The organism is Mesorhizobium sp. M0136 (genome assembly GCF_040322515.1).
Taxonomy (GTDB): domain Bacteria; phylum Pseudomonadota; class Alphaproteobacteria; order Rhizobiales; family Rhizobiaceae; genus Mesorhizobium.
In genome coordinates, this window is the sequence record NZ_JAMYTP010000009.1 from 20,114 (window position 1) to 46,829 (window position 26,716).

Annotated in this window: 17 protein-coding genes and 1 pseudogene; 6 read left to right on the forward strand and 12 right to left on the reverse strand. The window is 61.8% G+C overall.

What is annotated here, in order from left to right:
- Nucleotides 1-131 precede the first annotated feature (131 nt).
- On the reverse strand, nt 132-1,226 hold the full coding sequence (locus NKJ35_RS12885; protein WP_352647458.1) for an S-adenosylmethionine:tRNA ribosyltransferase-isomerase: 1,095 nt from the start codon (nt 1,224-1,226) through the stop codon (nt 132-134).
- Nucleotides 1,223-1,945, reverse strand: a complete 723-nt coding sequence (locus NKJ35_RS12890; RefSeq protein WP_352647461.1) for an SDR family NAD(P)-dependent oxidoreductase — start codon at nt 1,943-1,945, stop codon at nt 1,223-1,225. Before NKJ35_RS12890 ends, NKJ35_RS12885 begins: the two co-directional genes overlap by 4 nt.
- 85 nt (nt 1,946-2,030) lie before the next feature.
- On the opposite strand from NKJ35_RS12890, the gene soxR reads away from it, so the two are divergent.
- The gene (gene soxR, locus NKJ35_RS12895) at nt 2,031-2,465 is read left to right on the forward strand and encodes a redox-sensitive transcriptional activator SoxR (RefSeq protein ID WP_127862987.1); all 435 of its coding nucleotides are present in this window, start codon (nt 2,031-2,033) and stop codon (nt 2,463-2,465) included.
- A gap of 1,028 nt (nt 2,466-3,493) precedes the next feature.
- On the opposite strand, the gene NKJ35_RS12900 is transcribed toward soxR, so the two are convergent.
- Together NKJ35_RS12900 and NKJ35_RS12905 are read right to left on the reverse strand one after the other, a co-directional pair.
- Nucleotides 3,494-4,006 carry an OmpA family protein gene (locus NKJ35_RS12900; protein WP_352647462.1) on the reverse strand — a complete coding sequence of 171 codons (513 nt, stop codon included), beginning with the start codon at nt 4,004-4,006 and terminating at the stop codon, nt 3,494-3,496.
- Nucleotides 4,007-4,016: 10 nt separating this feature from the next.
- Nucleotides 4,017-4,676 carry a L,D-transpeptidase gene (locus tag NKJ35_RS12905; RefSeq protein WP_254817044.1) on the reverse strand — a complete coding sequence of 220 codons (660 nt, stop codon included), beginning with the start codon at nt 4,674-4,676 and terminating at the stop codon, nt 4,017-4,019.
- A gap of 583 nt (nt 4,677-5,259) precedes the next feature.
- On the opposite strand from NKJ35_RS12905, the gene NKJ35_RS12910 reads away from it, so the two are divergent.
- Complete coding sequence (locus NKJ35_RS12910) at nt 5,260-5,511, forward strand: hypothetical protein (protein WP_352647464.1); 252 nt, start codon at nt 5,260-5,262, stop codon at nt 5,509-5,511.
- Between the two features lie 66 nt (nt 5,512-5,577).
- Here NKJ35_RS12910 and NKJ35_RS12915 read toward each other — a convergent pair.
- Nucleotides 5,578-5,756 (reverse strand): annotated as a pseudogene (locus NKJ35_RS12915) (FAD-dependent oxidoreductase); the annotation flags it as partial.
- 94 nt (nt 5,757-5,850) lie between these two features.
- Nucleotides 5,851-7,200, reverse strand: a complete 1,350-nt coding sequence (locus tag NKJ35_RS12920) for a PQQ-dependent sugar dehydrogenase (protein WP_352647466.1) — start codon at nt 7,198-7,200, stop codon at nt 5,851-5,853.
- A gap of 399 nt (nt 7,201-7,599) precedes the next feature.
- Between NKJ35_RS12920 and NKJ35_RS12925 the strand changes: the two genes are divergently transcribed.
- Entirely contained in the window at nt 7,600-8,562 is a 963-nt protein-coding gene (locus tag NKJ35_RS12925) for a DMT family transporter (RefSeq protein WP_352647721.1), read from the forward strand.
- Between the two features lie 147 nt (nt 8,563-8,709).
- On the opposite strand, the gene NKJ35_RS12930 is transcribed toward NKJ35_RS12925, so the two are convergent.
- From NKJ35_RS12930 to NKJ35_RS12955, 6 genes are all read right to left on the reverse strand, one after another.
- A complete protein-coding gene (locus NKJ35_RS12930) occupies nt 8,710-9,435 on the reverse strand; it encodes an ABC transporter ATP-binding protein (protein WP_352478380.1) in 726 nt (241 codons plus the stop codon).
- Nucleotides 9,435-10,583: an ABC transporter permease gene (locus NKJ35_RS12935; protein WP_352478379.1), complete on the reverse strand. Its 1,149-nt coding sequence runs from the start codon at nt 10,581-10,583 to the stop codon at nt 9,435-9,437. Before NKJ35_RS12935 ends, NKJ35_RS12930 begins: the two co-directional genes overlap by 1 nt.
- Entirely contained in the window at nt 10,580-11,716 is a 1,137-nt protein-coding gene (locus NKJ35_RS12940; protein ID WP_352647468.1) for an efflux RND transporter periplasmic adaptor subunit, read from the reverse strand. Before NKJ35_RS12940 ends, NKJ35_RS12935 begins: the two co-directional genes overlap by 4 nt.
- 57 nt (nt 11,717-11,773) lie before the next feature.
- Nucleotides 11,774-20,941, reverse strand: a complete 9,168-nt coding sequence (locus NKJ35_RS12945) for an SDR family NAD(P)-dependent oxidoreductase (protein ID WP_352647470.1) — start codon at nt 20,939-20,941, stop codon at nt 11,774-11,776.
- 273 nt (nt 20,942-21,214) lie between these two features.
- A complete protein-coding gene (locus tag NKJ35_RS12950; protein WP_352478373.1) occupies nt 21,215-21,952 on the reverse strand; it encodes a 4'-phosphopantetheinyl transferase family protein in 738 nt (245 codons plus the stop codon).
- Between the two features lie 259 nt (nt 21,953-22,211).
- The gene (locus NKJ35_RS12955; RefSeq protein WP_352647472.1) at nt 22,212-23,450 is read right to left on the reverse strand and encodes an ROK family transcriptional regulator; all 1,239 of its coding nucleotides are present in this window, start codon (nt 23,448-23,450) and stop codon (nt 22,212-22,214) included.
- 101 nt (nt 23,451-23,551) lie between these two features.
- On the opposite strand from NKJ35_RS12955, the gene NKJ35_RS12960 reads away from it, so the two are divergent.
- From NKJ35_RS12960 to NKJ35_RS12970, 3 genes are read left to right on the forward strand one after another with little or no spacing between them, the layout of a single operon-like run.
- Complete coding sequence (locus NKJ35_RS12960; RefSeq protein WP_352647474.1) at nt 23,552-24,817, forward strand: ABC transporter substrate-binding protein; 1,266 nt, start codon at nt 23,552-23,554, stop codon at nt 24,815-24,817.
- A 58-nt stretch (nt 24,818-24,875) separates the two neighbouring features.
- Nucleotides 24,876-25,814, forward strand: coding sequence for a carbohydrate ABC transporter permease (locus tag NKJ35_RS12965; RefSeq protein WP_352647476.1), 939 nt, complete (start codon nt 24,876-24,878; stop codon nt 25,812-25,814).
- A complete protein-coding gene (locus tag NKJ35_RS12970) occupies nt 25,807-26,709 on the forward strand; it encodes a carbohydrate ABC transporter permease (RefSeq protein WP_352647478.1) in 903 nt (300 codons plus the stop codon). Before NKJ35_RS12965 ends, NKJ35_RS12970 begins: the two co-directional genes overlap by 8 nt.
- Nucleotides 26,710-26,716 lie beyond the last annotated feature (7 nt).

Below are 26,716 nucleotides of genomic sequence, written 5' to 3' on the forward strand. Positions count from 1 at the left end.
GCAATTGGCGCGTTGTGCCGGTTCGGAACCGGGTGGACCTGGGGAGAACCGTCAATCAACCTTCGGTCTGTTACACTTCTCCGAAGCTGACGTTCGCGGTGCGGCCCGGAATGCCACCGAACCTGCCGACATCATAGCCACGCCTCGAGTAGAGGCTTCGTCTCGAGCACCTCGGCACGGTTCTGTTCGCGCGATAGAAGCAGCGGTTGGCGATTGAGCAGCATGGAATCGCCGAATTCATGCGCGCGGTATCGATACGCGGTGAAGGCTGCGGAGGCCTTAGCGAGCAGAGCATTGTCGGCAAAGGCGCGCAGGAGCTCGAAATGGCTTTCGCCGGGCTGGTGGACGCCTGTGAGAATCGCATCGACCACGCGAAGCCGCGTGCCCCGCGCGACGCACCCTGTCGCAATGCCATTTCCGGCACGCACATTGCCGCCGGGATTGGCGGCTGCCTCAAGTGCGCGCACTACGCTCGTGCCGATCGCAATGATGCGGCTGCCGCGCAGCTTCGCCCGCGCGACCTGCGCCGCGGTGCGCCCAGGGATGCGGTATGGCTCGTCGAAGGGAAGGCGCGAGTCGAGCGCGGGATCGCCGGTGGAAGACACGCCCGAAGCATGCGTGAGTGTTGCAAAGCCAACGTCGTGCCGACGCCAGGCTTGGAGCGTGCGCCAGTCGAGCGCGAAGCCTGCCGACGGCGCCTCGAACGCGACCGGCCCGGCGGCAATCTTCGTCCAAACATCCCACAGTGCCAACGGCTCGGGAACATGCGCGTATTGGATCGGCCGGCCGTGCTGCGCCAGTCCTGCAAGCACTGCTGCGCGGTTGCCTGGGAAGTGCAACTCGAGAAGGCGTGGATGGTCGAGAAGGCGCTCGACGACGGCGTCAAGCGAGCCGAGCCGGAGGCGATCGCCTGGTGACAGCGGAGGTGGGGGCAGCCGGTCTTCCGTGCGCGTGCGGTGATCGCCCGAGCCGAAGGCAATCGCCACGAAACGGGTTGGATCGGGAAGTGACAGCCAGCCCGCCAGGCGGATCTCGATCGCCTCACCGCTTGGGACATGCGTGCCGTGCAAGCTGGCAGGCAAAGTCGCGGCGTCATTGGCGACGACCTGATCGCCGGGCCCGAATAGCGTTGCGATTCCAGCGCGCGGCAGGTCGCGTATCGTGCCGTCCGCCTCGACGACCAACAGCCTGGCTGCGCGCCGATCGGAACGATCGGCGGCAATCATGCGCATGCCCCGGCGTGAAGCGTAGCGCGGACCTGTAACGCGTCGATCATCTTTTCGATGATCTCGGCAGCAGCCAGTTCGGGGCGTTTCAATGTAGACGGATCGGCGTCAGGAAGCGCTAGCGCGTGCAGCGGGGTGTCCATGTCGCCAGGGTCGGGTGCGAGGAGCCGTATGCCGTCGGCTTTCGCCTCCTCCTCCCAAATCGCCGTCAGATGGGCAAGAGCGGCCTTGCTCGCCCCATACGCGCCCCAGCCGGGATAGGCGTTCACCGCCGCGTCGCTGGAGATGTTGATCACCATCGCGCCACGGCCCTCGCGTGCGGACGCGGCAAGCGCACCGAACAGGGCCTTCGTCAGCCGGAACGCGCCGACCAAGTTGACCGCGAGCGCCACTTCCAGCTCCTCGCACTCAGTATCGGCGAGGAGCGCCAGAGGGACAGGGCCGAGGCTCGAGGCATTGTTGATCAGGACGTCGAGCCCGCCGAGGCTGGCAGTGACCTGTAGTGCGATCGAGTAGGTGTCCTCCTTCTTGCCGACGTCGCCGACAATGCCGTGCGCGCCCGTCTCGTCAGCGATGCGTTCGACATTCGCGGCGGTGCGAGCGACGAAGGCCACGCACGCACCCTGCGCGGTCAGCTGCCGCACAAGCGCCATTCCGAGCCCGGAGGTGCCGCCCGTGACCGCCACGCGAAGTCCCTGAAGTTCGATATTCGTCTGCATTGCCAGTGCTCCTTTAATCCGTATGCCTGTTGCTACAAGTTCAAGTTAACTTGAAGTCAAGCGGGAATCGTGCTTTCGTTCATGCATGGATTCCATGCTGACCATCACCGACGTGTCGCGGCGCAGCGGCGTCGCCTCATCGGCCCTGCGCTTCTACGAGGAGCGCGGGCTGATCGCGTCCGAGCGGGCCGGCTCGGGACACAGACGCTATCCGCGATCCGTGCTGCGCCGGATCGCCTTCATCGTCTTCGCGCAGCGAATTGGGCTGACGCTTGAGGAGATCGGCGCCGAGCTCGCCAAGTTGCCAGCCGATCGCGTGCCGTCGCGTCGGGATTGGTCGCGGTTGTCGGGCCAGTGGACCAAGCGCATCGACCAGCGCATCGCCGAGTTGCAGCGCCTGAGGTCCGGGCTTACCGAGTGCATCGGTTGCGGCTGTCTGTCGATCGACCGGTGTAGCCTTGCGAACCCTGCCGATATGGCAGGACGCAAGGGGCCGGGGCCGAGGTATTGGCTGGGGTGAGTTGGCAGCGTGCCTGTCACTATTGCAGGACTCGGCAGCGCAAGACTTCGCCAAGTGCGAGACGCTGCGGCCCGGTAAGGTTCAGCGGCGGTATTGTTCGTCGCTGACTTTCTCCATCCGCTCGACGGCCTTGCCATCAAGTGCTTGCGTCGTCCTGCCAGACGGTCGTTCCTTCTAAAAACGCGGCTGCATTTCAGCAGGCCAAGCGAAATAAGGAAATACGTCGAACTGCTCCGGGTGCGGCAGTCATCAACCTCTTCAGTCCCGCCCGAAACGTTTGAGTATTGGAGCCGTTGCGCGTTGGCACAGGCTGATCGGATTGATCCGGCGGTTGGGGAACCTTTCTTGCGGCAACGAAGGACGAAGATGGTGTTTAGGCCATCGGTAATGGTAGCCCGTTCAAAATTTCGCCAATCGTTGGTTGATCGCCCGAACGGTACTGCATTCGGTACCGCATGACCCAAGGCTTTACGTTAAGTATCCGAATTTGTCAGCTTTTTCGGCGCAGTTCGTCCCATCCATCATCGTCGAGTTCGTGGTTGCTCGATCTCGATTTGCTGTCAGGCCGCTTGCAACGATAGCAAAAAAGCGCCCCTCAATAGTGGGTGTCGCGATGTAGCGGTCTCCCACTACCAAGAATTTCTCAAGTAAACTTGACAATCGGCTAGCCCTTAAAGCTGGCCGATTGTGTTTCGCGCCATGTTGCAAGCAGCTACCGGTGATTTGCAAGGATTTCCTGCGACACTCGGCAAATCCACGCGACACGCGCGCGACATGGATTGACCTTTTCAGGAACCGGCTTCGAAACTGGCCCTGGCAGCTTGGTTCCTTTCGTTATGCTTGCCACCGAGGCTGCGGGCGTATCCCAGCGATCCGCAACAGCGTTATCGCCGCACACGGGGCGCTCCCTTCAATGTCCGCTCCAAAGTGTCGGCATTGAGTTTCTGTATGACTGCCCTAGGCGCAAAGCAGCCATGCCGCCGTCGCGTGTGAGACTCTGCTTCGGGTCACAAGAAAAACGGCAGCCTCTACGACTCGTCCCTCTCATCGCGCAAATTGGACACAACGCGGCGGTTCTGCGACCTGCAGGCGGTGTCGGGGCAGTCACGGACGAGCCTGTCCTTGCCGTAGCCCTTGGCCCACATGCGGTTGCGGTCTATGCCGCCGGCGGCGAGGTAGTCCATCACCGCATCAGCGCGCTGCTGCGACAGCGCCATTTCACTTGCGCCGGGATCGTCGGCGAAACCCTGCAGCTTGAGCAGCCAGCGCGGATGCTTTGCTAACCAGGCGATCTGGGTGTCGAGGGTGGCCTTGGCGACAGAATCGAGCGCGGCCGAACCTTGCGTGAAATAGGTGCGGCGGCCGACATTGAGGATAAAATCCTCCTCGCTGCCCGGCTGCACGTTCTGGAAGCCGGCAACCTCGGTGTTGGTGATGTCAGGCGTGGAAGGGGCGAGCGTGTTGCTGGTCGAGCAGGATGCGACCAGCATCAGCAGGCCGGCAGCGAGCAGCCGGCGCGTGTTTTCAATCATACGGTTCATGAGGCGCCAATCATTCGACAGTGGTGGAAGCGGGCGCCTGGTCGGCGATGTGCGGCAGGACCTGCACCGCGGTGCCGATCGGGCACCGCTGGTAGAGGTCGATGATGTCTTCCGGGAACATGCGGATGCAGCCGCTGGAAGCGTCGGTGCCGATGCTCCATGGCTCCAGCGTGCCATGCAGGCGGTAGCCGGTGTCAGCGCCGTCGCGGTGCAGATAGAGCGCGCGCGGCCCGAGCGGATTGTTGGACGCGCCGCCTGCGATCATGGGCGGTAGTTCCGGCCTGCGCTTACGCATTTCGGGGGGCGGGACCCAATCTGGCCACAGCGCGCGGCGGTCGATCGTCGCGCGGCCGTACCATTTGAAGCCGTCCTTGCCGACGCCGACGCCGTAGCGGATGGCGGTCTTGTTTTCCATGATGACGTAGAGGAAATGGTGGCGGGTATCGACCACGACGGTGCCGACCGGCTCGCTGCTGAAATACTTGACGATCTGGCGATGCCATCTCTTGTCGATCTTGGCGAAGTTGGTCTTGCGATAGACAAAATTGTTGTCGCTGGCGGTACCCGCGAAAAAGGATTTTGCCGCCGCGGCTTGAGCAATATTGCTGGTTGCACCCACCGCGACCAGCGCCAGGCCGCCGAGCACGACACCCCTGCGTGACAAAACCATCGGCAATATCCCCCATGCCAAAAGCCTAGCTCAACCATAGTTGAGAATTACTTCGCCTCAAAGTGGAAAATGCCGCGTTGCTGCAGTCCGCCGGAAGCGGACTGGCGGGAGGTGAATAGCTGCCACTCCAGCACTCCGCTGTACGCGCCCGCCGGTGCCGCAACGAAGCTGCGCCGAGTTAGCCTTGAGCACGTATGTCCATGACGGAGACGAGCCAAATCCCGTCGTCGACTTTGGTGATTCCGAGCCTATGGCCGGCGAGTGTTGTGCTCGAAGCAGAGCGGTCGCTCTATTCTGCCAGCCTCCCGCATAGCCGCATTCAGTCGCGATCGACTGCATCGCTCTCAGAAGGCGCCCGGCGGCGGAAACGGCTAAACCGCCTGCTTTTTCGCCGGCAGCTCAGCCGCTTTCCGCCGAAGGGTGAACCCGTTGCCTAGTCCGAAATGGTTACTTGCGCTGCAGCTAATGTAGTCACATTCTTGGGCAGTCGGAAGCCGTATGGATCAGCCAGGCGCGAGTAACGTCTTCGCCTGCGTTTCAAGGCAGTCGACCACACGTTTTCGGTGCTCTAAGGGGGAAATCAATGAGATTGGTGATTATTTGTGCGGCAATGGTGATTGCCGTATCCACCGCCGCCGTTGCGCACGAGAAAAAGAGGGTGGTCAACACAGCGTCGGCCTGCGCCGACCTGTCGCGCAGCACGATCAAGAAAACCAGGGAAACAAAGCTGGATCGCAGTTCAACCGGAACTGTCTCCAGCGGGATTTCGAAAGACAAATCGGAGCCGCGCCTGGGCTATGAAATGGTTAATCCTGCAATCATATCTATCTATTAGCTGCGGAAAAGCAGGCACGTCTACGCAGGCTTGATCCTGCGGGACAGAAGTTGCCACTGCCTGCGCTCAATGTTTGATGCGGTCGCGCAGTGCGTACCAAAGCATGCCGAGCACGTGGAGCGGGCCGCTCAGCGCCGTGCCGCCGGGGAACGGCAGCGTCGACAGGATCACCCCTGGCCCGAATAGCCATGCGCAAAATAGACCTCGCCGTAGCGGCCGACATGCGGCAGGCGCGGTGTCGTCACCTGGCATTTGCATCGAAGTCGCAGCCGAATGAAGTCATATCGGGCGTGGCGCTGTAGCCGAAGGCTGAGGTCGGAATCAGAAAGGCACCTGCGCTCAACGGCCATTCGCCCGGCGGACCCGCCAGATGACATTACCGACGTCGTCGGCGACGAGCAGTGCGCCAGTCTGATCGATAGCTACACCGACCGGACGGCCCATCGCCTCGCCATTACGCCCGATGAAGCCAGTGAGCACATCTTTCGGAGGGCCGCTCGGTTTGCCACCACGGAACGGCACGAAGATCACCTTGTAGCCGCTATGCACGCTTCTATTCCACGAGCCGTGCTGGCCGACGAAGGCGCCGTTGCCGTAGGCCGGACCGAGCCGGGCGCCTTTGGAGAAGGTCAGTCCCAGCGAGGCGGTATGAGAGCCCAGGGCGTAATCGGGCTTGATCGCCGTCGCCACGAGATCGGGGCGCTGCGGCTTGACGCGTTCGTCGACGTTCTGTCCGTAGTAGCTGTAGGGCCATCCGTAGAAAGCGCCGTCACGAACCGAGGTCATGTAATCCGGCACAAGGTCGTCGCCGATTTCGTCACGCTCGTTCACGGCGACCCAAAGCTCGCCAGTTTCAGGATTCCAGGAGAGCCCGTTTGGGTTGCGCAGGCCCGAGGCGAAGACCCGAGTGCGGCGGGTAGACCGATCCACTTCAAGAACGGCGGCGCGGTTCTTCTCCGCGGCTATGCCGTTTTCTCCAACGTTGCTGTTGGAACCAACGGTGACATAGAGCTTGCGTCCATCCGGAGTTGCGATCACGTCCTTGGTCCAATGATGGTTGAGGTCCCCGGCCGGCAAGTCGATGATCTTTTCCGGCGACGCGCTGACTCGGGTCTGGCCATTGGAGTAGGGGAATGCGACGAGTGCGTCGGTATTCGCGACAAAGAGCTTGCCTTTGGACAGCGTCATGCCGAACGGCGAATTGAGGCCTCCCGCGAACGTCGTGCGCACATCCGCAATGCCATCGCCATCTGTGTCGCGCAGGAACGTGATGCGGTTAGCACTTTTGGTCGCGGCGCCGGCCCGCTTCATAGCCAGGTCCATGAAGACCTTTCTGAGACTAAAGCCTTCGTCATGCTTGGCAGGGGCATTGGTCTCAGCAACCAGCACGTCGCCGTTCGGAAGCACATGCAGCCAGCGCGGATGGTCGAGGCCGGTGGCGAAGGCGTTCACTGTCAGCCCCTTCGCCGGGGTCGGCATACCTCCTTTCTGCCAGCCTTTCGCCTCGGCGATGTTAACAGTCGGGATCAGCGTCGGTCTTGCTTTCGGTAAGGTGGGGTTGGGGCCATAGCCGGTTATTGCCCCGGTTTTTTGCGCCGGCCCGGTTTTTTGCGCCGGAATACCGACGCAGCTCGCCATGACGGCTCCCAATACCGCCACGAGTACGCTTCCTCGGAAGCCGGCATGCATCGGACGTCCTCCGCATGGATCTGTGTCGCGCTCTTTGTGCAAACGGAAGTCAGTGGCTTATTCTTCCAATTGCTTCGAAACAGCGGCGCTCGTGATCCGCGGACCAGGAATTCGCGACAGATCTGCTCTCGGTAGAAATATGGCGCGAGGAGATTGTGGCAACCGCCCGAATATCTGTCGCGCGATATGAATCTCACATTCGTATCGCGCGAAATCGATACGGCTTGCGCTTTTCGGTATCGAGTTGCTCAATGGGCCAACATGCGTTGGAATGGAGCGAGACCGTGAACGGCGGGACCCACAATGACCCACCGATTGCACTGGCTGGTGAAACAGCTGTTGTCGCTGCTTAGCAAGGCGCTGCAAATCTGCTAAAGTCCGCGGTGGGAGGAGACGGATATCCAATCGCTGCCGATAGCACATCCAAGTGTAGCGAAGGCGAGACCCGACGCATCACTCCCGCTCGCCTATTCTCTCGCGACGCTCTGCTGGCTCCTGTCGGCCGGCGTCTATATCGCCGCCAAGTGGGTTGCCCCCGAGATGCCGCCTTGGGCACTCTGCTTCTGGCGGCTGACGCTTGCCTGCGCGATCCTGCTGCCTATCGTCCATCGTCATCACGGGGCGATGCTCGAGCTGATCCAATCCCGGGTGATCGAGGTGCTGGTCATCGGCGCCATCGGGCTGACCTTGTGTCAGGGCATGATCTACACGGGCCTCAACTACACCAACGCGACAACCGCCGGCATCATCATGGCGCTGTCGCCGATCATGACCATGGTGCTTGCCCGCTTCGTGCTCGGCGAGCCCCTCGGTGTCTGGAAAGCGCTTGGAGCGCTGGTCGCTCTGGCCGGGATGGTGGTGATCGTGGCGCGCGGCGACCTTGCCGCGCTGATGCAACTGCAATTCAATCCCGGCGAGTTGTGGATCGTCGGCAGCGCCTTTTGCTGGGGCCTCTACACCGTGCTGCTGCGTCGCGCCAAATTCGCTATCGAGCTTCTGCCGATGGTGGTCCTGCTGCTGGGAGCCGGCGCGCTGGCCGCACTGCCCCTTTATCTCTGGGAACTGTTTTCCGGGGATCGTTCGGCGCTGCATGCGAACGGCCTGCTGGCCCTCGCCTATGTTGCTGGCCCGGGCGGCGCCCTGATGTACTATCTCTACAACCGTAGCGTCGAGACGCTTGGCGCCGGGCGCGCCAGCATGCTGCTCTATCTGCAGACCGCCTTCGTCGCCGTTCTCGCTTATCTGTTCCTCGGCGAAAGCTTGCACGACTACGATCTCGCCGGCGCCGCCCTCATCATCGCCGGCCTGCTGCTCGCCACCGCGATCAAGCCGAGGCAGCGCACGGTGCGTGTCGCGTGGTGAACCTCAGCACCGCCGCTTCGGCCAGCAACTCGTAAGTCTTTGACAGTCCTTTCGGCCGGTGCAGCCCATGACATTGAAGGCGGCGCGTGTTGGATCGCCATAACATCTTCTCAGCGGGAACACCGCCATGGCCGCGTCGAGCGGTGATCAATGCCGTTCAGCCATCATGCCAAAGGGAGACGGCTCTCGTGCCCGCCCATCCTCGAGCTCGAGCATCGAATCGAAATAAGTTTTCCAGCGCGTATCGTGGGTCACAACGCAGATCGCGACATTGCGGCTGTCCGCCAGATGCCTGAAAACCTTCATCACCATCTCCGCCCGTGTACCATCCAGTGCGGCGGTAGGTTCGTCGGCTAGAATAACGGTGGGATCGTTTGCCAAGGCCCTGGCGATTGAAACGCGCTGCTGTTCGCCGCCGGAAAGTTGGGAAGGATAATTGGAGCCGCGATGTTCGATGCCCAACGCGGCGAGAAGCCGGCTGGCTCGCGCCTGCGCCTGCTGGCGACCGACATCATTGACCTGCATCGCGATGGCAATGTTTTCGGCGGCCGTGAGAAAGGGGATCAGGTTCGCTTTCTGGAACACAAACCCAAGATGGGTCCGCCTGAAGGCCCGTAGCTCGTTGAGCTTCGCACCGGGACGCGAAATCACCTTGCCGTCGAACAGGACCTCTCCCGTTGTCGGTGTCTCCAGCAGCCCGGCGATCATCAGCAGCGTCGTCTTGCCGGAGCCGCTGGGCCCGACGATGCCGGTAACACTGCCGGGGCTCAAGGTCAGCGAACCTGCCGCCAACGCGGTGACCGGCGAGCCGCCGCTCTCGTAGACCTTGCTGGCGTTCCGAACCTCCAGCGTGGCGAGGCGGCGCTTCGACATCAGGCCAACACTTCCTGGGCACGGACCGCGAGCGCGCGACGAATCGCAAACCAGCTGGCCGCAAGGCTGAGTGCCATCAGCACGAACGACAACACGCCAAGATCGGATTCGGTCATCAGCACAGTTCTCGGAAATCTCGGATAGATCGTAAACGAGATGGCTATGGCCAGAACGAGGCTGCAAAAGCCGATCAACCCCGCCTGCTGCGCAATCATGCCGATGATCACCCGGTCACGGGCGCCGATCAGCTTCAGAAGTGCTATCTGCGCGACCTTCTCGATTGTCATCGTATAGATGGTCAGTGCTATGACGGCGCAGCAGATCAGCAGCGTCATCGTCGTGAAAGCCAGGATCTGGACGCGGAGCTTGCCGAGGCGGCCATCCAGTAGAAGCGTTTCCTGGTCCTGCTGCGTGAGGACCTCGACGTCGCCCCAGCGTTTGATCGAGTCACGCACGACCTCCTTGTCAGCGCCCGGGAGAGTTTCGACGATGACCGCAGCGACACTTCCGGTCTCGTCGCCAAGACCCATGCGCGTCTTGCCCTTGGCCGCACGGTTGAGGAGGATCGCCTCGCTGGGCAGCAGTCGGTTGATGACCTGCGCGTCCGGGATGGTGACGAACAACAATCCGTCGCCACCCATGTCGACCTGCCCGGCCGACACGCCGACAATCGTATAGCTATCTCGTCCAAGCCGGATCTCGTCACCCACAACCAGGCCTAAAGTCTTGTCGGCTATGGCCTCGTAGCGATTTGATTGGAAGTACCGGCCGGCGATCAACGGTATCCAGCTGCCACTGTCGCTTGGATAGTCCACACCAGTGACGGACATTCGCAGCGGAAGCCCGTCAATTTCGAACTGCTGGTTGTATTGGATGAACCGCCGCGTTGCCGCCACACCGGCCACACCGGCCACGCGGCGATCGAGATTGGCCGGTACGGCGGAGGATTCGGCGAACGGTCCGGACTTTCCCCCTTCGACGACCCAGAGGTCGGCACCAATGCCGTCGATCACGATCAAGGCTTCGTAGACGATGCCGCGATACATGCCCAGCATGCCGATCGTCGCCGCCATCAGCAGGCCGACGCCGAAAACGGTCAGGATGAACCTCAGCAGGTTATGCCTGATATCTTTGACCGCGAGATTCACCTGCTCAATGCCTGGAGGTTAACCGCTTGGTACTGGAAGCGGCCTGTCGGACTGAGCACGACATCGCCGACCTTTAGGCCGCGCGTGATCTCGATATCGGTGCCGCTGGAGTAGCCCAGCGAAACAGGAGCCCAATAGGCCCGCCCGTCATGTGCAATCCAAAGACCCACCCGTCCCTGGTTTCTCGCCAGGAACCGCTGTGGCACCGCAATGCCCGGTGACGGCGATTCCGCTTGGATGGTGACGCTTGCACGCTGACCCACAGCCCAGTTCGCCGGCACCTCGCGCAATTTAAGATCGATCGTGAACTCGCGCGTCTCTTGATCGACCTGCCGGCCGATCCGCGCAATGGAAGCAGCGTAGGGCCGTTGCGGATCCGATGAGAAGGTGACTTTGGCTACTTGCCCCGGCCGAAGCGACCCCATCGCGGATTCGTCGAGGCGTGCCATGACCAGCAATGACGTCGGGTCGACGATCTGCATCAGTTCGACGCCCGGAGAAAGCAGGTCTCCCACCGTGCGGCTGCGGGAAACCACCACCCCATTGACAGGCGAGCGTATCGAGGTTTCGCCGAAACGGCTCCGTATCTGCTCGACCTCGGCGGAGGCGGCCGCGGCCTGGGCCTTTGCGCGCTCGATGCTAGCGGTCGCTCGCGCCAATGCGGCCTCGGCTTGCTTCTGGGTGCCTTCGAAGAGGTCGAACTCGGCCTGAGAAATCGATTTGCTGGCGAGCAGGCTCTTCCTGCGATCCAGATCTGCCTTTGCAGTACGGGCGGCGATAACCAGCCGGTCACGCTCCAATTCGGCCTCGCGCACGCTCTCCGCAGCGGCCCGGTCGTTGGCGACCGCTGCGGCAAGCTGATACTCGATTTCAGTCGCGTTTAGCGTGGCGAGGATATCGCCGGTCTTTACCTCGTCATTCCGGTCGACGCGAACGTCGGCCAGGAATGCCTGGATCCTTGCCGTCACGACGACCTGGTTGGTTGCACCAAGGAGGCCGGGTCCGGCGATTTCACGCGCGATCAGCCTTCGCTGGGCGACATAGGACTCCACCTGAGCAGGCCAGATATACCAACCAGAAAAAAGCCCGACTGCCGCCAGAACGGCAAACAAGATTAAGATGAAGCGAATCACGTGCCTTTTACCTGCACCGGCTTCCACCGGCCCCGCTGACCCTGAATCGACGCATCACTATATCGCCGCCTGCTCGGCTGCATCGAGCGCCGGTTGCCCAGCCAACAGCCGTTCGATGACTTCCCTCAGGATATCTTCTGCTTCTGCACGGTCATAGCCCAATTGGTCGAATATCAAGGTCAGACCAAGACCGTTCGCGGTCGGAAAGGTACGCAGATCCATCTCGCTGGTACGTGGTTTTTCTCGTCGCATGTCAGGCAGGGGCGTCACTTTGAACATGCCGAGATCAAGTTCGCCACTGGCATGGGCCCTTTGAAGCGGGGCCGACTGTGTGGCGCGTGTCCATCTGTCGACTGTTTGGGTGCCGGCGACGAAGAGGGAGGTATAGGAGCCCTTGGCCACGACGTCGTCATGCACGTCTCCGAAGTAGTTCGAATCCATGAAGGGCGCGAACTGGATAGCCTCTTCGATCCCTTCTCCGAGCGAACCGGCTAGCGCTTCGATTGTCTCGAACCGCGACAGCCGCGCACGCACGGGGACGTCCGAGGCGACGAAATTGACATAGTTCTCCAGCCGCCGGTCGTGGCGCAAGGCTGCTGGAACCTGCATCACTATATCGTCCACGCCGCCGCGCGCCCCGATGGTCTGCGCAAAGGCCGCGATGATCATGGCCGTTTCCGTCGTGCCGGCTGCCCTGGCACGCTTGCGCAGCGCATCCTGCTGGTCGCTGGCTATCGAGAGCGTCACGTCCTCGCTAAGGCTGCAATCGATCAGGTTGACATTCGTCCGCCGGCCTTTCGCCTTGCGCCCGAGATTGGGAATTTGCGGCAAGGGCTCGGCGAATACCTTGCGCAGGAATGCGTCTCGCCGTTCGAACGAACCGGGTTTTCCGACATGGTCGAAATCCCGGATGAATCGGTCGATACTCATTTCCACCGGATCAAGAGGCAGGCCGAGATAAGCCTTGACTGTTTCCTCGACGATGAGGCCGAGGGAATAGCCGTCAATAACGAGATGATGTGCCTTGGCGACGATAAGGTCGCTCTCGGAGCCGAACCGGATGACGGTGACCCGGAACATCGGCGCCTGGATATCTATGCCTTCCTGCGCGAGTTCGGTTGCGCGCTCTAACGCTTCGGATTCGTCGGCGACTTGCTCGACCCTGAAGAAATCGGTCGGGGTCCTTTCCAGATACGCGCCGTATCTAGCCCCCTTGCGGAAGAACCGGGTACGCATCACCTCGTGTCGCGCCATGACCGTTTCGATCGCCCGTCTGAGACGATCGGCGTCCATTTGCGGCCGGATCTTGAACTCCTTGCTTACAATGAATGCGGCACGCGCATGCGAAGTCGCGTCTGGATGTTCCTGGAAACGCAGTAATCCCAATTGCGTGCTAGTTACTGCTATCTCTCTTTCGACGTTGGGCACGCCGTTCAGCGGTGAGCGCTCGACATCCTGGCCTCCACTCGGCTGACCAGACCACTCGCGCAGACTCCAGCCCATTGCGATGGGCACCAGGCGGCCTGACGTTTCGAGCTCGGAGGAAAGCTCGTCGAGAAACTGATCGAGTAGCAACCGCGCTGCTGCTTCTTCGACGACGTCGAGATCCACGGTCAGCCGGCAGACAACGCCGGCTTCGCTGGTCGCTGCGGACAATTGTATCTCGTGCGCGGATGCGGGGATCGCATCGAGAGGATGGTCCAAGGCGGCGAGCCCCGTAACTTGGCTACGGTCGAGAAAAGCGAAGCCGAATTGGCGCAGCGAAACATGGCGAATGCGCAGATCTTCTTCGAGCGCCAGTTCCAGAGACGACGTATCCATTGACCGATGCGCGTGGCCGTTTGCGTCGGCACGCTCGACCTTCCTCAGCAGATCGTAACCGAGTTCATTCATGGCTCGCAGGACAATCGGATAGGACCCATCCAAGGGGCCTATCAATCCGCTTGGTGCTCCCTGCCCGCGCTCGCTATACCAGCGGTCGACGACGATTGATTGGAGCGAGAGGCGGCTTGCCAAGGCCTTGGCATAGGCGGCCAGAAAGCGCGCGGCCGTCAACTCCGATCCCGATGCGAATGCTGCTGCTGGAAGCGTGATCTCCAGCAACCCGACACGGCCCCTGTTGGTTCCCATACCGACGGGAGACGCGGCACGACTGCGGCCGGGGATCGGTGCGATCCCAGGCGCGTGGTGAAGTATCTCCTTCCAATAGGCGAGGTCGCGACGATACTCGCTCGATCCGGGCATCGGATGAGCTGTGCGCGCATAGTCGGTAAAACTAGGCCCTGCTTCGACCGCTTCTGCCTCGCCTTGCACAAGCTGCGCAAGCAAAAGATGAACCGACAACGTGTCCGCAGCCGCGCGATGAGCCCGGATTTGTAGCTCGTGACCGCCATCCTGCCGCTGCCACGCGCCGATCCGCCATAGCGGACCAGGCAGCGCCACATCGCCCAAACGACCGCCCGGCGAAAGCACTTCAACAATCGGTTGAGCCTCGAAGCCGATCTCCACGGCGCCGGACGCCGATATCGCACCGGTCATCCGGAGCGCGTCGTGTCGCTCGACCAGTCGCGCCAATCTTGTCGCAAGCGCGGCCAGCGACACGCCAGGCTCAATACTCGTCTCGACCAGGATCTGATTGTCCGCCTTTGCGACCGCCGACGACATCGGCAGTCCATCCAGCATCATCGCATTGACCTGGCGGCCAAGAGGCCGGAAGGCTTCCTGCGCTGCAACGCCATCGGAACTCGCTTGTGCGGCCAGGACCTGCAAGGCGGACGCCTTCAGCTTCGCCTCAAAAGCGGAAGCAACGAGGCGCGACAGTCCCGCGATCGTCGGCGCTTGCAGGAACTTGGCGACAGGGATGTCGACTTCGACCTGAGCCTCGACGCGGTTTTTCAGTTCGAACGATGAGAGGGAGTCGAGACCGAGCTCACTGAGTTTGCGGTCATCCGCCAAGGCGCTTGCCTCGACCTTGAGGACTTTCGCCACTTCGCGCCGGATCATGTCGGCGAGCAGGTCGTCCCACGCCTCGCGCGGCGCGGCTGCAAGCTCGGCCTGAATGCGAGACCGCCCTCCGGTTCTGTCTCCAAGCAGCGACGAAATCCTCGGATTCGTCGCTGCGCCGGGGTTCGTGCGTGCGATCGCAGCCCAGTCGATATTCGCAAAGCCGAGATTCTCCGATCTGGCGCGCACAAGATAGGACAGGGCCGCCGCCGCTTCAGAATCCTGAACCGGCTTGATGCCTACGCTATCGAGATAGTTGGTCATTGCTTCCGACCTGGCAACGAATCCACTGCCGGCAATCATGCCCCAGGCGGTGGACGAGCCGGCCAGGTTGCGACCCCTGCGGTACGTGGCGATTGCGTCCAAAACAGAGTTGGCCGCTGTGTAGTTGGCCTGCCCAGACGAACCGATAACCTGCGCGATCGAAGAGAAATTCACGAAGAAATCCAGCGGGATATCGTGTTCGACAACGGCGACGTGCAAGTTCCACCCGCCGGCTATCTTCGGCCTCAGCACACGGTCGATCTTGCCTGCATCGAGCTGCGAGACGAAAGCGTCCTCGATCACCGCGGCGCCATGCACGATGCCGCGCAAAGGAGCGTCACCCCCAGCATATTCGCCGATCAGCCTGCCGACGGCGGTGGCATCGGTCACGTCCAGAGCGGCGCGAACAATGCGCGTGCCACGTTGCTCCATGATCTCGATAGCCACAGCCGCTTCGGCATCTGGAACACCGCTTCGATTGGCAAGGATGATGGTTCCCGCGCCTTTCTGACTGAGCCACTCGGCGATCGCAACGCCAAATCCCTTGAGCCCACCGGTGACGAGGTAGGAAGCCTGAGCGGAGACGGCGAACTGTGCGCCTAGGTCAAGTTCGATGTCCACGGAAGGTTCGTCGAAAGTGACGATCACCTTGCCGATGTGCAGCGCTCGCGAAAGCATGCGCATGGCTTCCGCCGCGCGCGATGCCGGGAAGCGGGTCGCCTCCAGCGGCTTATAGACGCCGGCGGCAACCTTAGCCTCCACCTCCGCCAGCAATTGTCTGAAGAGGCTCTCCTTCTCGACGGGAAGCGTCGAGAGATCGATGACCGAATAGGCGTTGTTGCGATAAAGCGAGCGAAGCCCGATGGGCTTGTCGTCGGCGAGATCGCGCTTGCCGATTTCGACCATCCGGCCGAAGGGCGCCAGGCACTCCAGGCTCTTGTCGATGCCGTTGCCAGACAGCGCGTTCAGCACCACGTCGACGCCGCGGCCACGCGTCAAGGAACGCACCTCGTCGGCGAAATCGAGAGCGCGCGAGTTCATGACCTCATCCACGCCCCATGTCTTCAGGAAGGCGCGTTTTGTGTCGCTGCCTGCGGTGCCGAAGACTCGAGCCCCCACATCATGCGCGACCTGGATGGCGGCGAGCCCGACACCACCCGAAGCCAGATGGATCAGCGCGGTTTCGTCCTGTGCCAATCGGCCGATATGTTTGAGAGCGTAGTGAGCGGTAAGGAAGGCTGTCGGGAGGGTCGCGGCCTCGATCAGATCAATACCATCGGGTACGCGCATGGCGAGATCCGCCCGGAGCTTGGCGAAGCGTCTGAGGTAGCCCTTGCCCATGCCCATGATGCGATCGCCGGGCTTGAGATTGGTCACCCGTTCGCCGACCCTGCGGACGGTGCCGGCGAACTCCAGCCCGAGATTGCGCCAGTATGCCTCGTCATTCTCCAACTCGTCCGGCAAGATGCTGGTGGCCGCCATGATGTCGCGGAAGTTCAGTCCGACCGCGGCGACCTCGACCATGACCTCGTCTGGCGCCAATTCGGGATCGGCGATTTCGCGTAGTACGATGTTGTCGATGGTGCCAGGCCCCGTCATTGTGACGGCGAAGTTGGAAGAATCCCGCGCGGTCTCCAGCGTCCGCCGCAACGGCGCCACTTCGTGCAAAGCCAGTTGCTCCAGCCGCGGGACATAGCGTTCGGCGCCGCGCAGGACGAATTCCGTCTCTGCGGTTTCCTCCAGCACGGCACCCGAAATGCTCACCCCCGACTGCAGCGATGTGGTATCCGCATCGATAAGGCGGATGCCCAAACCTTTGAACTCGTTTGCCATTGTGCGAGCAATGCCGATCAAGGCGCTCTCACTCAGGCCTGAAAGGCTCATCGGCTGGTCACCTTGCACAAGCCGGCTGCCGGACGTGACGACAACCAGTTCGGGCCGCTGTTCGGACGAACTGTGCAGCCGGTCGATGACTTTTCCAAGCGTGATCAATTGGTGCACGATAGGCGTGATCCTGGCGAGAAGCTCGTCCCCGCCTGCTTTGTCGTCGAGTTTTTCGGGGGTGGCGGCGCTGAACAGGATGCCACCTGTCCCACCCGATTTGGTCATGAATGCCCGGATCGTGGAGAGCGCTTCATCCGCATCGAGGTTGAGGAACGGCGCGGGGTTTGCGACCTCGACCGTCGCTCCGCGGCTAACCAACTCCGCCAATGTCGTTTCGAGGCGCTGCGTTCCATCACCCACCACCAACCAGTGGGCGCAACGCAATGAGGGCGCTGCCGGTTTGGCTTCCTGCTTCTCGAAATGCTCCTCGAAAACACTGGACCCCGAGCCGGCACCCTGCTTGGCCCTGCTGCCCCTGACCTTGCCCAGCGCCTTTGTCTGAAGGTTGTCGAGAACGATGAGCGGCTGCCCTTCCGGCGAGAACACACTGAACCGCATCGAGTACGGGTCGAGACCCGGCTGGATATCGACGATCACCTCGGGCGTCAAAGGAGCGCCCAGCAGGATCTTGCGCGCGCCGGTTGGCAGGCGCAACTGATACTGGGCCTTGTCTTCATTAGCCGGCGGCAGCGATTCACCTGGAACCCACACGCCGTCTCGATGTGAAGCCAGGCCGATGCCGGCCTGGAGCACCGCGTCCAGCAATCCGGGGAAGGCGAAATACTGCTTCGCCAAGTTGGGATCCTTGCTTGACAGCCTGGCAACCAGGCGGTCGCCGACAATGTCGAGTGCGTTCACCGACTGGAAATAGGGACCGTATTCAAGCCCGTGCCGTTCGGCGAGACGGTAGAATTCCGTCTTTTCGACTAGGTTCGGGCGATCCAGCAGCAGGTCGGCGGGAGCTGGTGCAAGTTCATATTTGTGGCTGAAGCCATAAGCTTCGGCACGCGTCCTCCAGCCATCCTCCGAACCTCGATGGAACGTGGCGATGCGCAGCCTGCTACCGACCGGATCGAACGTCGTCGTAAACAGTACGACGTCGTCCTCCGCGATGGAAAGCGCTTCGTACAGTTTGAAATCACGCAGTTCCACGGACTCAGAGCCGAAATGGTCGCGCAGTGCGGCCCCCATGATTTCGATGTAACCGACGGCCGGGAAGAGGCAATCGCCGCTGACCCGATGGTCAGCCAGGAATTTGAAGCCTCTGAGCGTGATTTCGTTGGTCCAGGACGGCGCCGCAGTGAAGTCGCGCCATCCAAGCAGTGCGTGCCGGGGTGCCTCGAACAGGAAGTTCTTGGTTTCCTCGGATGTATTCAGCAGGCGCTGGTTGTTCCAGGGTAACTTGGGAACGGCCACGTGGCCACTCAACGATTTCGGCCGGTCGAATTCGACGCCGGCAACATGAAGGCTGCCCTCGGCCCGCGCCAGCGTCCAGAAATCGTCAGTTTTGCGATCGAGCGAGTTCACCGCGGCGGCGTCTACCCCGCGCTCCTGCGAGATGCCTCGGATGAGCGGCGTCAGCGTGCGGTGCGGACCTATTTCCAGGAAAGTATTGATGCCGAAATCGAGGGTGAAATCCAAGGCCTTGGTAAAGCTGACGGGTTGGCGCAAATTGGCCCACCAGTAGTCGGCGTCGAACTTCGTCTCGAATATGCCGGTGACCGTCGAGATGATCGGCAGACGGCCTTCTTTCCAGGCGACCGGACCCAGTTCGCCGAGGAACCATTCCTTGCAGTCTTCCAGATGCGCGCTGTGCCATCCGAAATCCATGGTCATCCGGCGGGCCGTCGTATCGGGATAGGCTTCCGCGACCTTGGCCAGTACGCCAAGCACCGCGTCCTCCATGCCGGAAATCGTTTGCGCGATCGGGCCGTTGTAGGCGGCAATGACAACGCTTTCGTCACCGGGCAGCAAAGGTTCGAGTTGATGGACCGTCAGCCCTATCGTGGCCATTGCACCGCGCCGCTCGCTCTTCAGCGGGATGAGGCCGCGTTTGGCAATGATGCGAGCCGCCGTCTCGATATCGATGATACCTGAAACGTAGGTGGCCGCGACCTCGCCGAAGCTGTGGCCGATCAGAAGCTCAGGCCGCACGCCGGCCTTTGTCCAGCGCTCGTAGAGGGATATCTGCGTGGTGAAGATGGATGCCTGGGTAACGTCGGCATCGTTGATGCGGGTCTTCGTCTCGTCCCGCAGCATCTCCTCGACGGTCGACCAGCCGACCATCGGACGCAGCACCTCGTCGAACATCTCGGCGGTTCGGCGAAACGCACGGTCTTCCTTCAACAGGCGGCGCGCCATGGCCCACCACTGGCCGCCCTGGCCCGAGAAGGCGATGGCGAGCCGACGGTTGGATGCCCTCCCGGTGATGATGGTCGGCCCTTCCACGCTTTGCTCGATGGCTCCCTTAGCTAATGCGCGCAGTTGGGCCTGGAGCGCGGCACGCTCCGGCTCGACGATGAGCGCGGCCCGTTGCGCGAAGTTATCGCGCGTGCTGCTCAAATGGGCGGTGATGTCTTCGACCGGGGTCTTCGCAAGGGAGCCCCCCTCCTCCAGCGCATCGGCCAGACGGCCTGCCCACAGTTCGAGTCCGGCCGTGCTGCCGGCCGAGATCGGGACGGCTATCGGATGGCCCGCTGTCACCGGCCTTGGCGCACGGTTGGCGTTCGCGGACAACCCCCGCCATCCTTCCACTGCGATGGAGGCATTGGTACCGCCAAAGCCGAAGGAGTTGACGACGGCCAGGACCGGCCGGCCGTGATGGTCGATCGGCGTCGGCGTCGTTGCTACAGCGATGTTGAGCGCGTCGAACGGAATGCTCGGATTCGGGCGCTCGAAATTCCGGTTCGGCAGCACGATGCCCTTTCCCGCCGTCAGCACCGTCTTGATGAAACCCGCAATACCGGACGCTGATTCGAGGTGGCCGAGATTGGGCTTGAACGATCCGACATAGGCCGGCTTTGACCGTGAATTCACACCGAACACGCGGCCGATGGCAGCCGCCTCGATCGGATCGCCGACCGGCGTGCCTGTCCCATGGGCCTCGACATAGTCGACATCGGCCGGATCGATGGCGGCGCCTTCCACCAGCGCCTCCAGCATCGCTTGCTGTGCTTCCCTGCTCGGCGAGGTCAGGGTGGGCGTATACCCGTCCTGATTGACCATCGAATGACGGATCACGCCATAGATCCGGTCGCCGTCGGTAATTGCCCGGTCAAGAGGCTTCAGCAAAACGAAACCGCAGCCTTCGCCGCGCACGAACCCGTCCGCCCTTTCGTCGAAGGTGTAGATACCGCCGGTCGGCGAAAGCATGTTGGCGCTGGAGAATGCGATAAACGGGCCTGGATCGAGCATGCAGTTGACGCCGCCGGCGAGCGCCGTCTCACAGGTGCCGGTGCTCAGGTGGCGCACCGCTTGGTCGATGGCAACGAGCGCCGACGAGCATGCCGTGTCGACGGCGATACTCGGCCCTTTCAGATCGAAACGGTGGGATATTCGGTTGGCCGCGATCGAGAACGCCGAACCGGTGCCGGCAAAAATATCCCCACCACCGACACGTCCGCGGCGCAGGTTCTGCGCGAAATCGTTGGTCGAGATTCCGATGAACACGCCGGTGCGCCCGCGGCGCAGGTCGGCCAATGTGCGCTCGGAATCCTGGATGGCCTCGAAGGCCACTTGCAACGCCAGGCGCTGCTGCGGGTCCATCGATGTCACCTCGCGGGGCGACATGTCGAAGAAACTCGGGTCGAAGCCGAAAACGTCGCTGGCAAGAAACCCACCCCAGCGCGTCCGCATCTTTCCCCGGGCATCGGGCTCCGGATCATAGAAAGCATCGACATTCCATCGATCCGCCGGGATATCGACGATGCCGCAGTTCTTCTCCAGGAGAAAGTTCCAGTACGAGTCCGCGTCCTGGATTCCTCCAGGAAACCGGCAACCAATTCCGATAACTGCGATTGGCTGTGTTGATTCAATGACCTGCTGAGGGCCATCGCCCCCACGATGAATGTTCATGCCCAGACCCCCGCCTAGTATACACCGTGGGTTGCCCAACCCACGGCGCACTTAAAGTCACGGCGTATTTAAGTGCATGTCCTAACGGAAGCTCCAAGAGCAAAACTCGCCAAGTTAGCATTTTTATCGCAAAATGTGTCTTTTAAGCCGATTTGATTACTTTTTAGGCCAATTTGATTAGTTTTTAGGCCGATGTGGCTGCCTTTGAAGAGAACCCGTCCGCTCGATCCTCGTCGCCAAAAACAGGCGTTCCCCGAGGCCCGTTCCGGAGCGTCAACGCAATCCCAAGTCGAAATCGAAGCGGCGTGCGACGACCTGAGGACTGCGTGCACTCCAGGCGACGGCGGCCACGTGGTGCGCGCTTGGGCGGAACTCAATGAGCCTGAGGGGTTCAACCAATTCCAGTGGCGGCGAGAGGATATAGGCCTCGCCGCTCCCGTCCATCCCAATCTCGAGTCCCACCCCGGCGAGGCCGACGCCGGCAGCCTTGAGCACGGCTTCGCGACAAGTCCAAAGCCGGCAGAACATGAGGCGGCGGGCCTCTGGCGCCAGTGACTCAAGTTGTGCGATCTCGCCGGGCGCGAACAGAGAACGGGCCATGGACATCTCGCCGCTCCGCGGGGCGACGCGCTCGACATCGACGCCGACTTGCCCGGCGGCAGCCACGGCCACAAGGGCAAGATCCCCCGAATGCGAAAGGTTGAAGGCGAGGCGCCCGTCCGCAAGGAACGGCTTTCCCTGTGGGGTCTCCCGCAGATCGAGCTCTCCCGGCGCTCGGCCGGTGTACATGGATAGCACCCGGCGTAAGCCGGCATGAGCTGCCAGATGGCGCCGCTGATCCTGCTCGAAAACAAACCGTCCGCCCCTGGTCAATTCGGCTGGATTGAGCACGGCCATGTCCGACTGCGAAAGGGGAGCATCGAGAGCAACCCGCCACACATGGACGTCGATCCCGAGAGCCGGCACCATCCGCCCACCGCCGTGCGGCAAGACAACTCCGCTTTGCTTCATCGTACAGTTCTCCCGGCCGGGCGAGAGGCAGGGCTCGGCCTGCTGCAGCAATACGGCATTGACGACTGCTCCCCAAGCTTTGCCCGTTAACACCATAAACCTACGCGATTCTTGTAACACCTCTCGGCACGCTCATCATCGGCCACGCTCTAACGCGCCAGAGTGAACCAGTCCAAAGGCCGGAGGGACTTGGCTGCGATGCGGGTGCGCACCGATTTGGAACAACGAGCCTCAGAGTACCAACCGAAGCGGAGTCAGGTCATTGAAGCCGGCTGTTGTGGCGCAGCACGAGGCCGACCGCGCCGAGCAATGCGTCGTTCTTCGTGTGCTTGCCAACGATGATCCGCGTGCGCAGCGCCGGGGCCACATCGCGGGACTTGATCAGCGTATGGCGTTCATATGACGCGATCAGTGGCGCCAGGAGAATGTCGCCCGCCAAGGCCATGCGGCCGCCGATGATGATGAGCGGCGGATTGAGCACCGAACCGATCAGGCCAAGGCCACGGCCGGCGAACTCGGCGGTGTCCTCGATCATCCGCAGCGCCCTCACGTCGCCCTGCTCGGCCATCATGATCACATCGTCCATCGTGACCGGCCGCCGAACGATGCGCGAAATCTGCTCGAGCGGCCGGGCAAAGCTGGCATAGAGCTCCAGGCATCCGCGATTGCCGCACCGGCAAAGGTCGCCGCCGGGATCGATGCTGATGTGCCCGAATTCGCCGGCGCCGCCGGCGATGCCGCTCACCAGCCGGCCGTGCTGGACAATGGCCCCGCCGACGCCCAGATCGACCTTGAACAGCACGAAATCGTCGTGGCCGACGGCCGCACCCCACATCAGCTCGGCAATGGCCGAGCAGTTGCTCTCATTGTCGGCGAAGATCGGCTGTTCGAGGACCGGCCCGAACACATCGCGGATGTTGACCCCGGCCCAGGTCGGAACAATACTCGCGCGCAGCACCACTCCTTCGCGGCTGACTGGGCCCGAGACGGAGACCCCAACCCCCAGGAGCCCCGCCATCAGCAGACCGTTCTCTTCGTAGCATCGGGCAATTACTGACTTGGCGAGCTGGGCCGCCTGTTGCGGCTGGTAGTCCAGACCCATGGGGATAGTTTGTTCGGCAACGAAAGAATGCGAGACGTCGGCGACGACGCACCGCATCTCGTCGAGGCCCAGGTGGATGCCGACGCAGGTGCCCGCAGCGGGATTGAGCGTCAATGCCGTGGCCGGTCTGCCAATGCCCCTGGCCGCGTCATGATGGGCCGAGGATTCGATCACCATCCCTGACTTTCTCAAGCCGTTGAGCGCGGTTGAAACCGTCGACCGCGCCAAACCGGTAATGCGGGTAATTTGCGACGCGGAAAGCACGCCGCGCTCGCGCAAGCATCGGACGATCAGGCTCTCCGGCGACGCGGACGGCCTGTCGATCAGCCAATTTCTAAGCGAAGGTTTGTTCATGATGAGCACAAAGCATGTTGACTGATAGCTCAAATATGTCATCTTGGAAAGAACGGAGATTACTGCATCTCACAGGCCACGACCTCAAATCGCAGGCCACAAGCGGTCGATACGAACCGTGCATCACATATGGGAGTGAAACGATGAAATACCTGAGGACGGCCTTTGCGGCCGCTACCGCCTTCACCTTGATTACCGGAACAGCGCTCGCGGAGCCGAAGACCAACCTCTTGCATCAATGGGCCACCGGATCGGACGCCCAGGCTATCGCCAAGCTCGGCGAGATGTTTACCGCCAAGGGTGGCACCTGGCAGCAGACCTCCATCGCAGGCCATACGGCCAATACATTGGCCAAACTGCGTGCCGATGTGATCGCCGGCAACGCACCTCCCGCTGTGCAGCTAAAGGGCCCCGAGATCGCCGAATGGAACAAGACGGGCATGACAGCCAATCTCGACGACCTGGCGAAGGCGGAAAATTGGGAGAAGGTCGTCGCTCCCGAATTGCTGCCGGTGATGAAGCCGACCGGGAATTGGGTGGCAGCGCCGATGAACATCCACCGCATCAACTGGCTGTGGGCATCGCCGAAGGTCATGAAGGATGCGGGCGTCAACGAGATGCCGAAGACATGGGCGGAGTTCAACGCCGCCTGCGACAAGATCGTGGCCAGCGGCAAGATCTGCATTTCACACTCAACCGCCGACTGGACCGACTCGACGGTCTTCGAAGTGGTCGTGTACGGTCAGGACCTCGATCTCTACAGGAAAGCTTTCGTCGAGGGCGACGTTGATGCCATGCGCAGCGACGGCATGGTCAAGGCCTTCGAGCAGTTTCGCACCATGACCTCGAAGTACATGGACCCCGGCATGAACGGGCGTGACTGGGATACCATGTCGCATCTCGTCGGCCGCGGCGAGGCCGCCTTCCACATCATGGGCGACTGGACGATCGGCCTGCTGACGGCCGGCGGCTTCAAGGAGGGCACCGACTATGTCTGCGCCCAGGCGCCGACCGATTGGGGCAAGCCCGGCTTCATCTTGAATTCGGACTCGGTCGTGTTCTTCAAGCAGAAGGACCCGGACTACATCGAGGGACAGAAGCTGCTTGCCAGCATCATCCTGTCGCCCGAATTTCAGACCATTTTCAATCAGACCAAAGGGTCCATCCCGGCCCGCCTCGACGTCGATCTTTCGAACGGCTTCAATCCCTGCCAGCAACTCTCGCAAAAGGATCTGCAAGCCTCGATCGCCGCCGGCACGCTCGTCCGTTCGATGGCGCACAACATGACGGTGCCGCAAAAGGTCCGCGGCGCAATAATGGACAGCATCACCGAGTTTGTAGCAACGCCGGATATGAGTGCGCAGGACGCGGCCAATGCGATGGCGGATGCGGCCGAAGCGCAGAAGTGACGCTGCCGATGATGGCCCGGGGGCGAAGCTCCCTGCCAGACCTCGCCGGAGCAGCCCGATGTCCACCCATGATCTGATTGTACCATCCGCAGCTGCCGCGGCCCGTCCGTGGCGCGAGCGCCTGGGCACGATGGTGCCCATTCTGGTGCTGGCGCCGTCGATTGCGGCGAGTTTCATCTATGTTTTCGTCTTCACATTCTGGACGCTCTACATCTCGCTGTCCAATTCGTCGCTGTTGCCGACCTATGAATTCGTCGGCCTGGACAACTACGCTTCGCTTTGGGCAAACCGGCGCTGGAACATCGCCTATACGAATCTCTTCCTGTTCAGCGGCTTCTATATCGTTGGCTCGATGGCGGTTGGCCTGCTGCTTGCGATCGCGATCGACCAGCGCGTCCGCGGCGAGGCGGTTTGGCGCACCATCTTCCTTTATCCGTTGGCGGTGTCCTTCATCGTCACCGGTACGGTGTGGAGCTGGCTGTATAACCCTGTCGACGGTATCCAGGCCTTCGTTCGCGGGCTTGGCTGGACCGACTTCAGCTTCGCCCTGACGGCCAACCGCAACACCGCGATCTATGCGGTGATCATAACCGGTATCTGGCAGTCGTCCGGCTTCGCAATGGCACTTTTCCTGGCCGGTCTGCGGTCGGTCGATCCGGATCTCGTCAAAGCCGCGCAAATCGACGGCGCGTCGGTTTTCCGGACCTATCGGAGGGTCATCCTGCCAACCATCGCTCCGATATTTCTGGCGGTGGCGGTCATTCAGATACAATTCGCCATCAAGACCTTCGACCTGGTGGCGGCGTTGACGCGGGGCGGGCCGGGCGTGTCCACGACCTTCCCCGCCATCTATGTCTACGACCTGATGTTCCAGCGCGGCCAAATCGGCGAGGGTGCCGCCGCGGCGATGATGATGCTCGCGGCGGTCGCGGCAGTGCTGGTGCCGTACTCGTTGTGGATCGTCTGGCGCCGGCGGGCGGAGGGCCGCAATGGCTGAAGTTGCCCCCAATGCCCGTTTTGATCCGGAGGAAGCCGCTGCCACGCGCCGGCATTTCTGGAGCCGCTTCCTTGTCTATGCCGTGCTGACGCTTTTCGCGGTCGTCTATCTCGTGCCATTGCTGGTGGTGATCTTCAACTCGTTGCGCGAGCAGTCGGAGATTGCCCGCAACGGCCTCATCTCCGTACCGCGCAGCTTCCGGTTCGATGCATGGGCGCAGGCCTGGGGATCCTACTGCGTCAGCGGCACCTGCGAGGGCATGAAGCGCAATTTCTTCAACTCGCTAGCGATGACGATCCCCGCCACCATCATCTCGACCATTCTCGGCGCCATGAACGGCTACATCCTCTCCAAATGGCGCTTCAGGGGTTCCGAAGTGATCTTCAATCTGATGCTGCTCGGCGTATTCATGCCCGGCCAGATTTCGCTGATGCCGTGGGCGTTCCTGCTCGGCAAGCTCGGCCTGACCAATTCCACATACGGGCTGGTGTTGATCCACGTCGTCCAGGGCATCTCGTTCACCACCCTGTTCTGCCGCAATTTCTACGTCAGCATACCGGACGACCTGATCAAGGCGGCACGCATTGACGGCGCTGGCTTCTGGCGGATCTTCCGCAAGATCATCCTGCCCCTGTCGCCGCCCATTCTGATCGTCACCGTCATCTGGCAGTTCACCGGCATCTGGAACGAGTATTTGTTCGGCGTCGTCTTCACATCAGGCCAGCAGCAGCCGATTACCGCGGCACTGGTCGCGCTCACGGCCGGCGGCACGACCGCGCGTGCTTACGATGTGATGAGCGCAGCCGTGCTGATCGGCGCGTTGCCACCGCTGCTGATCTATCTGTTCGGTGGAAAATACTTCGTGCGCGGCCTCACCCAGGGCGCCATCAAATGAGGCGTCG

Bases quoted from the DNA above. Each gene is read 5' to 3' on its own strand.
- NKJ35_RS12885 (WP_352647458.1), bottom strand. From the start codon at position 1,226: ATGATTGCCGCCGATCGTTCCGATCGGCGCGCAGCCAGGCTGTTGGTC.
- NKJ35_RS12965 (WP_352647476.1), top strand. From the start codon at position 24,876: ATGTCCACCCATGATCTGATTGTACCATCCGCAGCTGCCGCGGCCCGT.
- NKJ35_RS12960 (WP_352647474.1), top strand. From the start codon at position 23,552: ATGAAATACCTGAGGACGGCCTTTGCGGCCGCTACCGCCTTCACCTTG.
- NKJ35_RS12930 (WP_352478380.1), bottom strand. From the start codon at position 9,435: ATGTCGAAGCGCCGCCTCGCCACGCTGGAGGTTCGGAACGCCAGCAAG.
- NKJ35_RS12890 (WP_352647461.1), bottom strand. From the start codon at position 1,945: ATGCAGACGAATATCGAACTTCAGGGACTTCGCGTGGCGGTCACGGGC.
- NKJ35_RS12950 (WP_352478373.1), bottom strand. From the start codon at position 21,952: ATGAAGCAAAGCGGAGTTGTCTTGCCGCACGGCGGTGGGCGGATGGTG.
- NKJ35_RS12945 (WP_352647470.1), bottom strand. From the start codon at position 20,941: ATGAACATTCATCGTGGGGGCGATGGCCCTCAGCAGGTCATTGAATCA.
- NKJ35_RS12920 (WP_352647466.1), bottom strand. From the start codon at position 7,200: ATGCATGCCGGCTTCCGAGGAAGCGTACTCGTGGCGGTATTGGGAGCC.
- soxR (WP_127862987.1), top strand. From the start codon at position 2,031: ATGGATTCCATGCTGACCATCACCGACGTGTCGCGGCGCAGCGGCGTC.
- NKJ35_RS12955 (WP_352647472.1), bottom strand. From the start codon at position 23,450: ATGACATATTTGAGCTATCAGTCAACATGCTTTGTGCTCATCATGAAC.
- NKJ35_RS12905 (WP_254817044.1), bottom strand. From the start codon at position 4,676: ATGGTTTTGTCACGCAGGGGTGTCGTGCTCGGCGGCCTGGCGCTGGTC.
- NKJ35_RS12900 (WP_352647462.1), bottom strand. From the start codon at position 4,006: ATGAACCGTATGATTGAAAACACGCGCCGGCTGCTCGCTGCCGGCCTG.
- NKJ35_RS12910 (WP_352647464.1), top strand. From the start codon at position 5,260: ATGAGATTGGTGATTATTTGTGCGGCAATGGTGATTGCCGTATCCACC.
- NKJ35_RS12970 (WP_352647478.1), top strand. From the start codon at position 25,807: ATGGCTGAAGTTGCCCCCAATGCCCGTTTTGATCCGGAGGAAGCCGCT.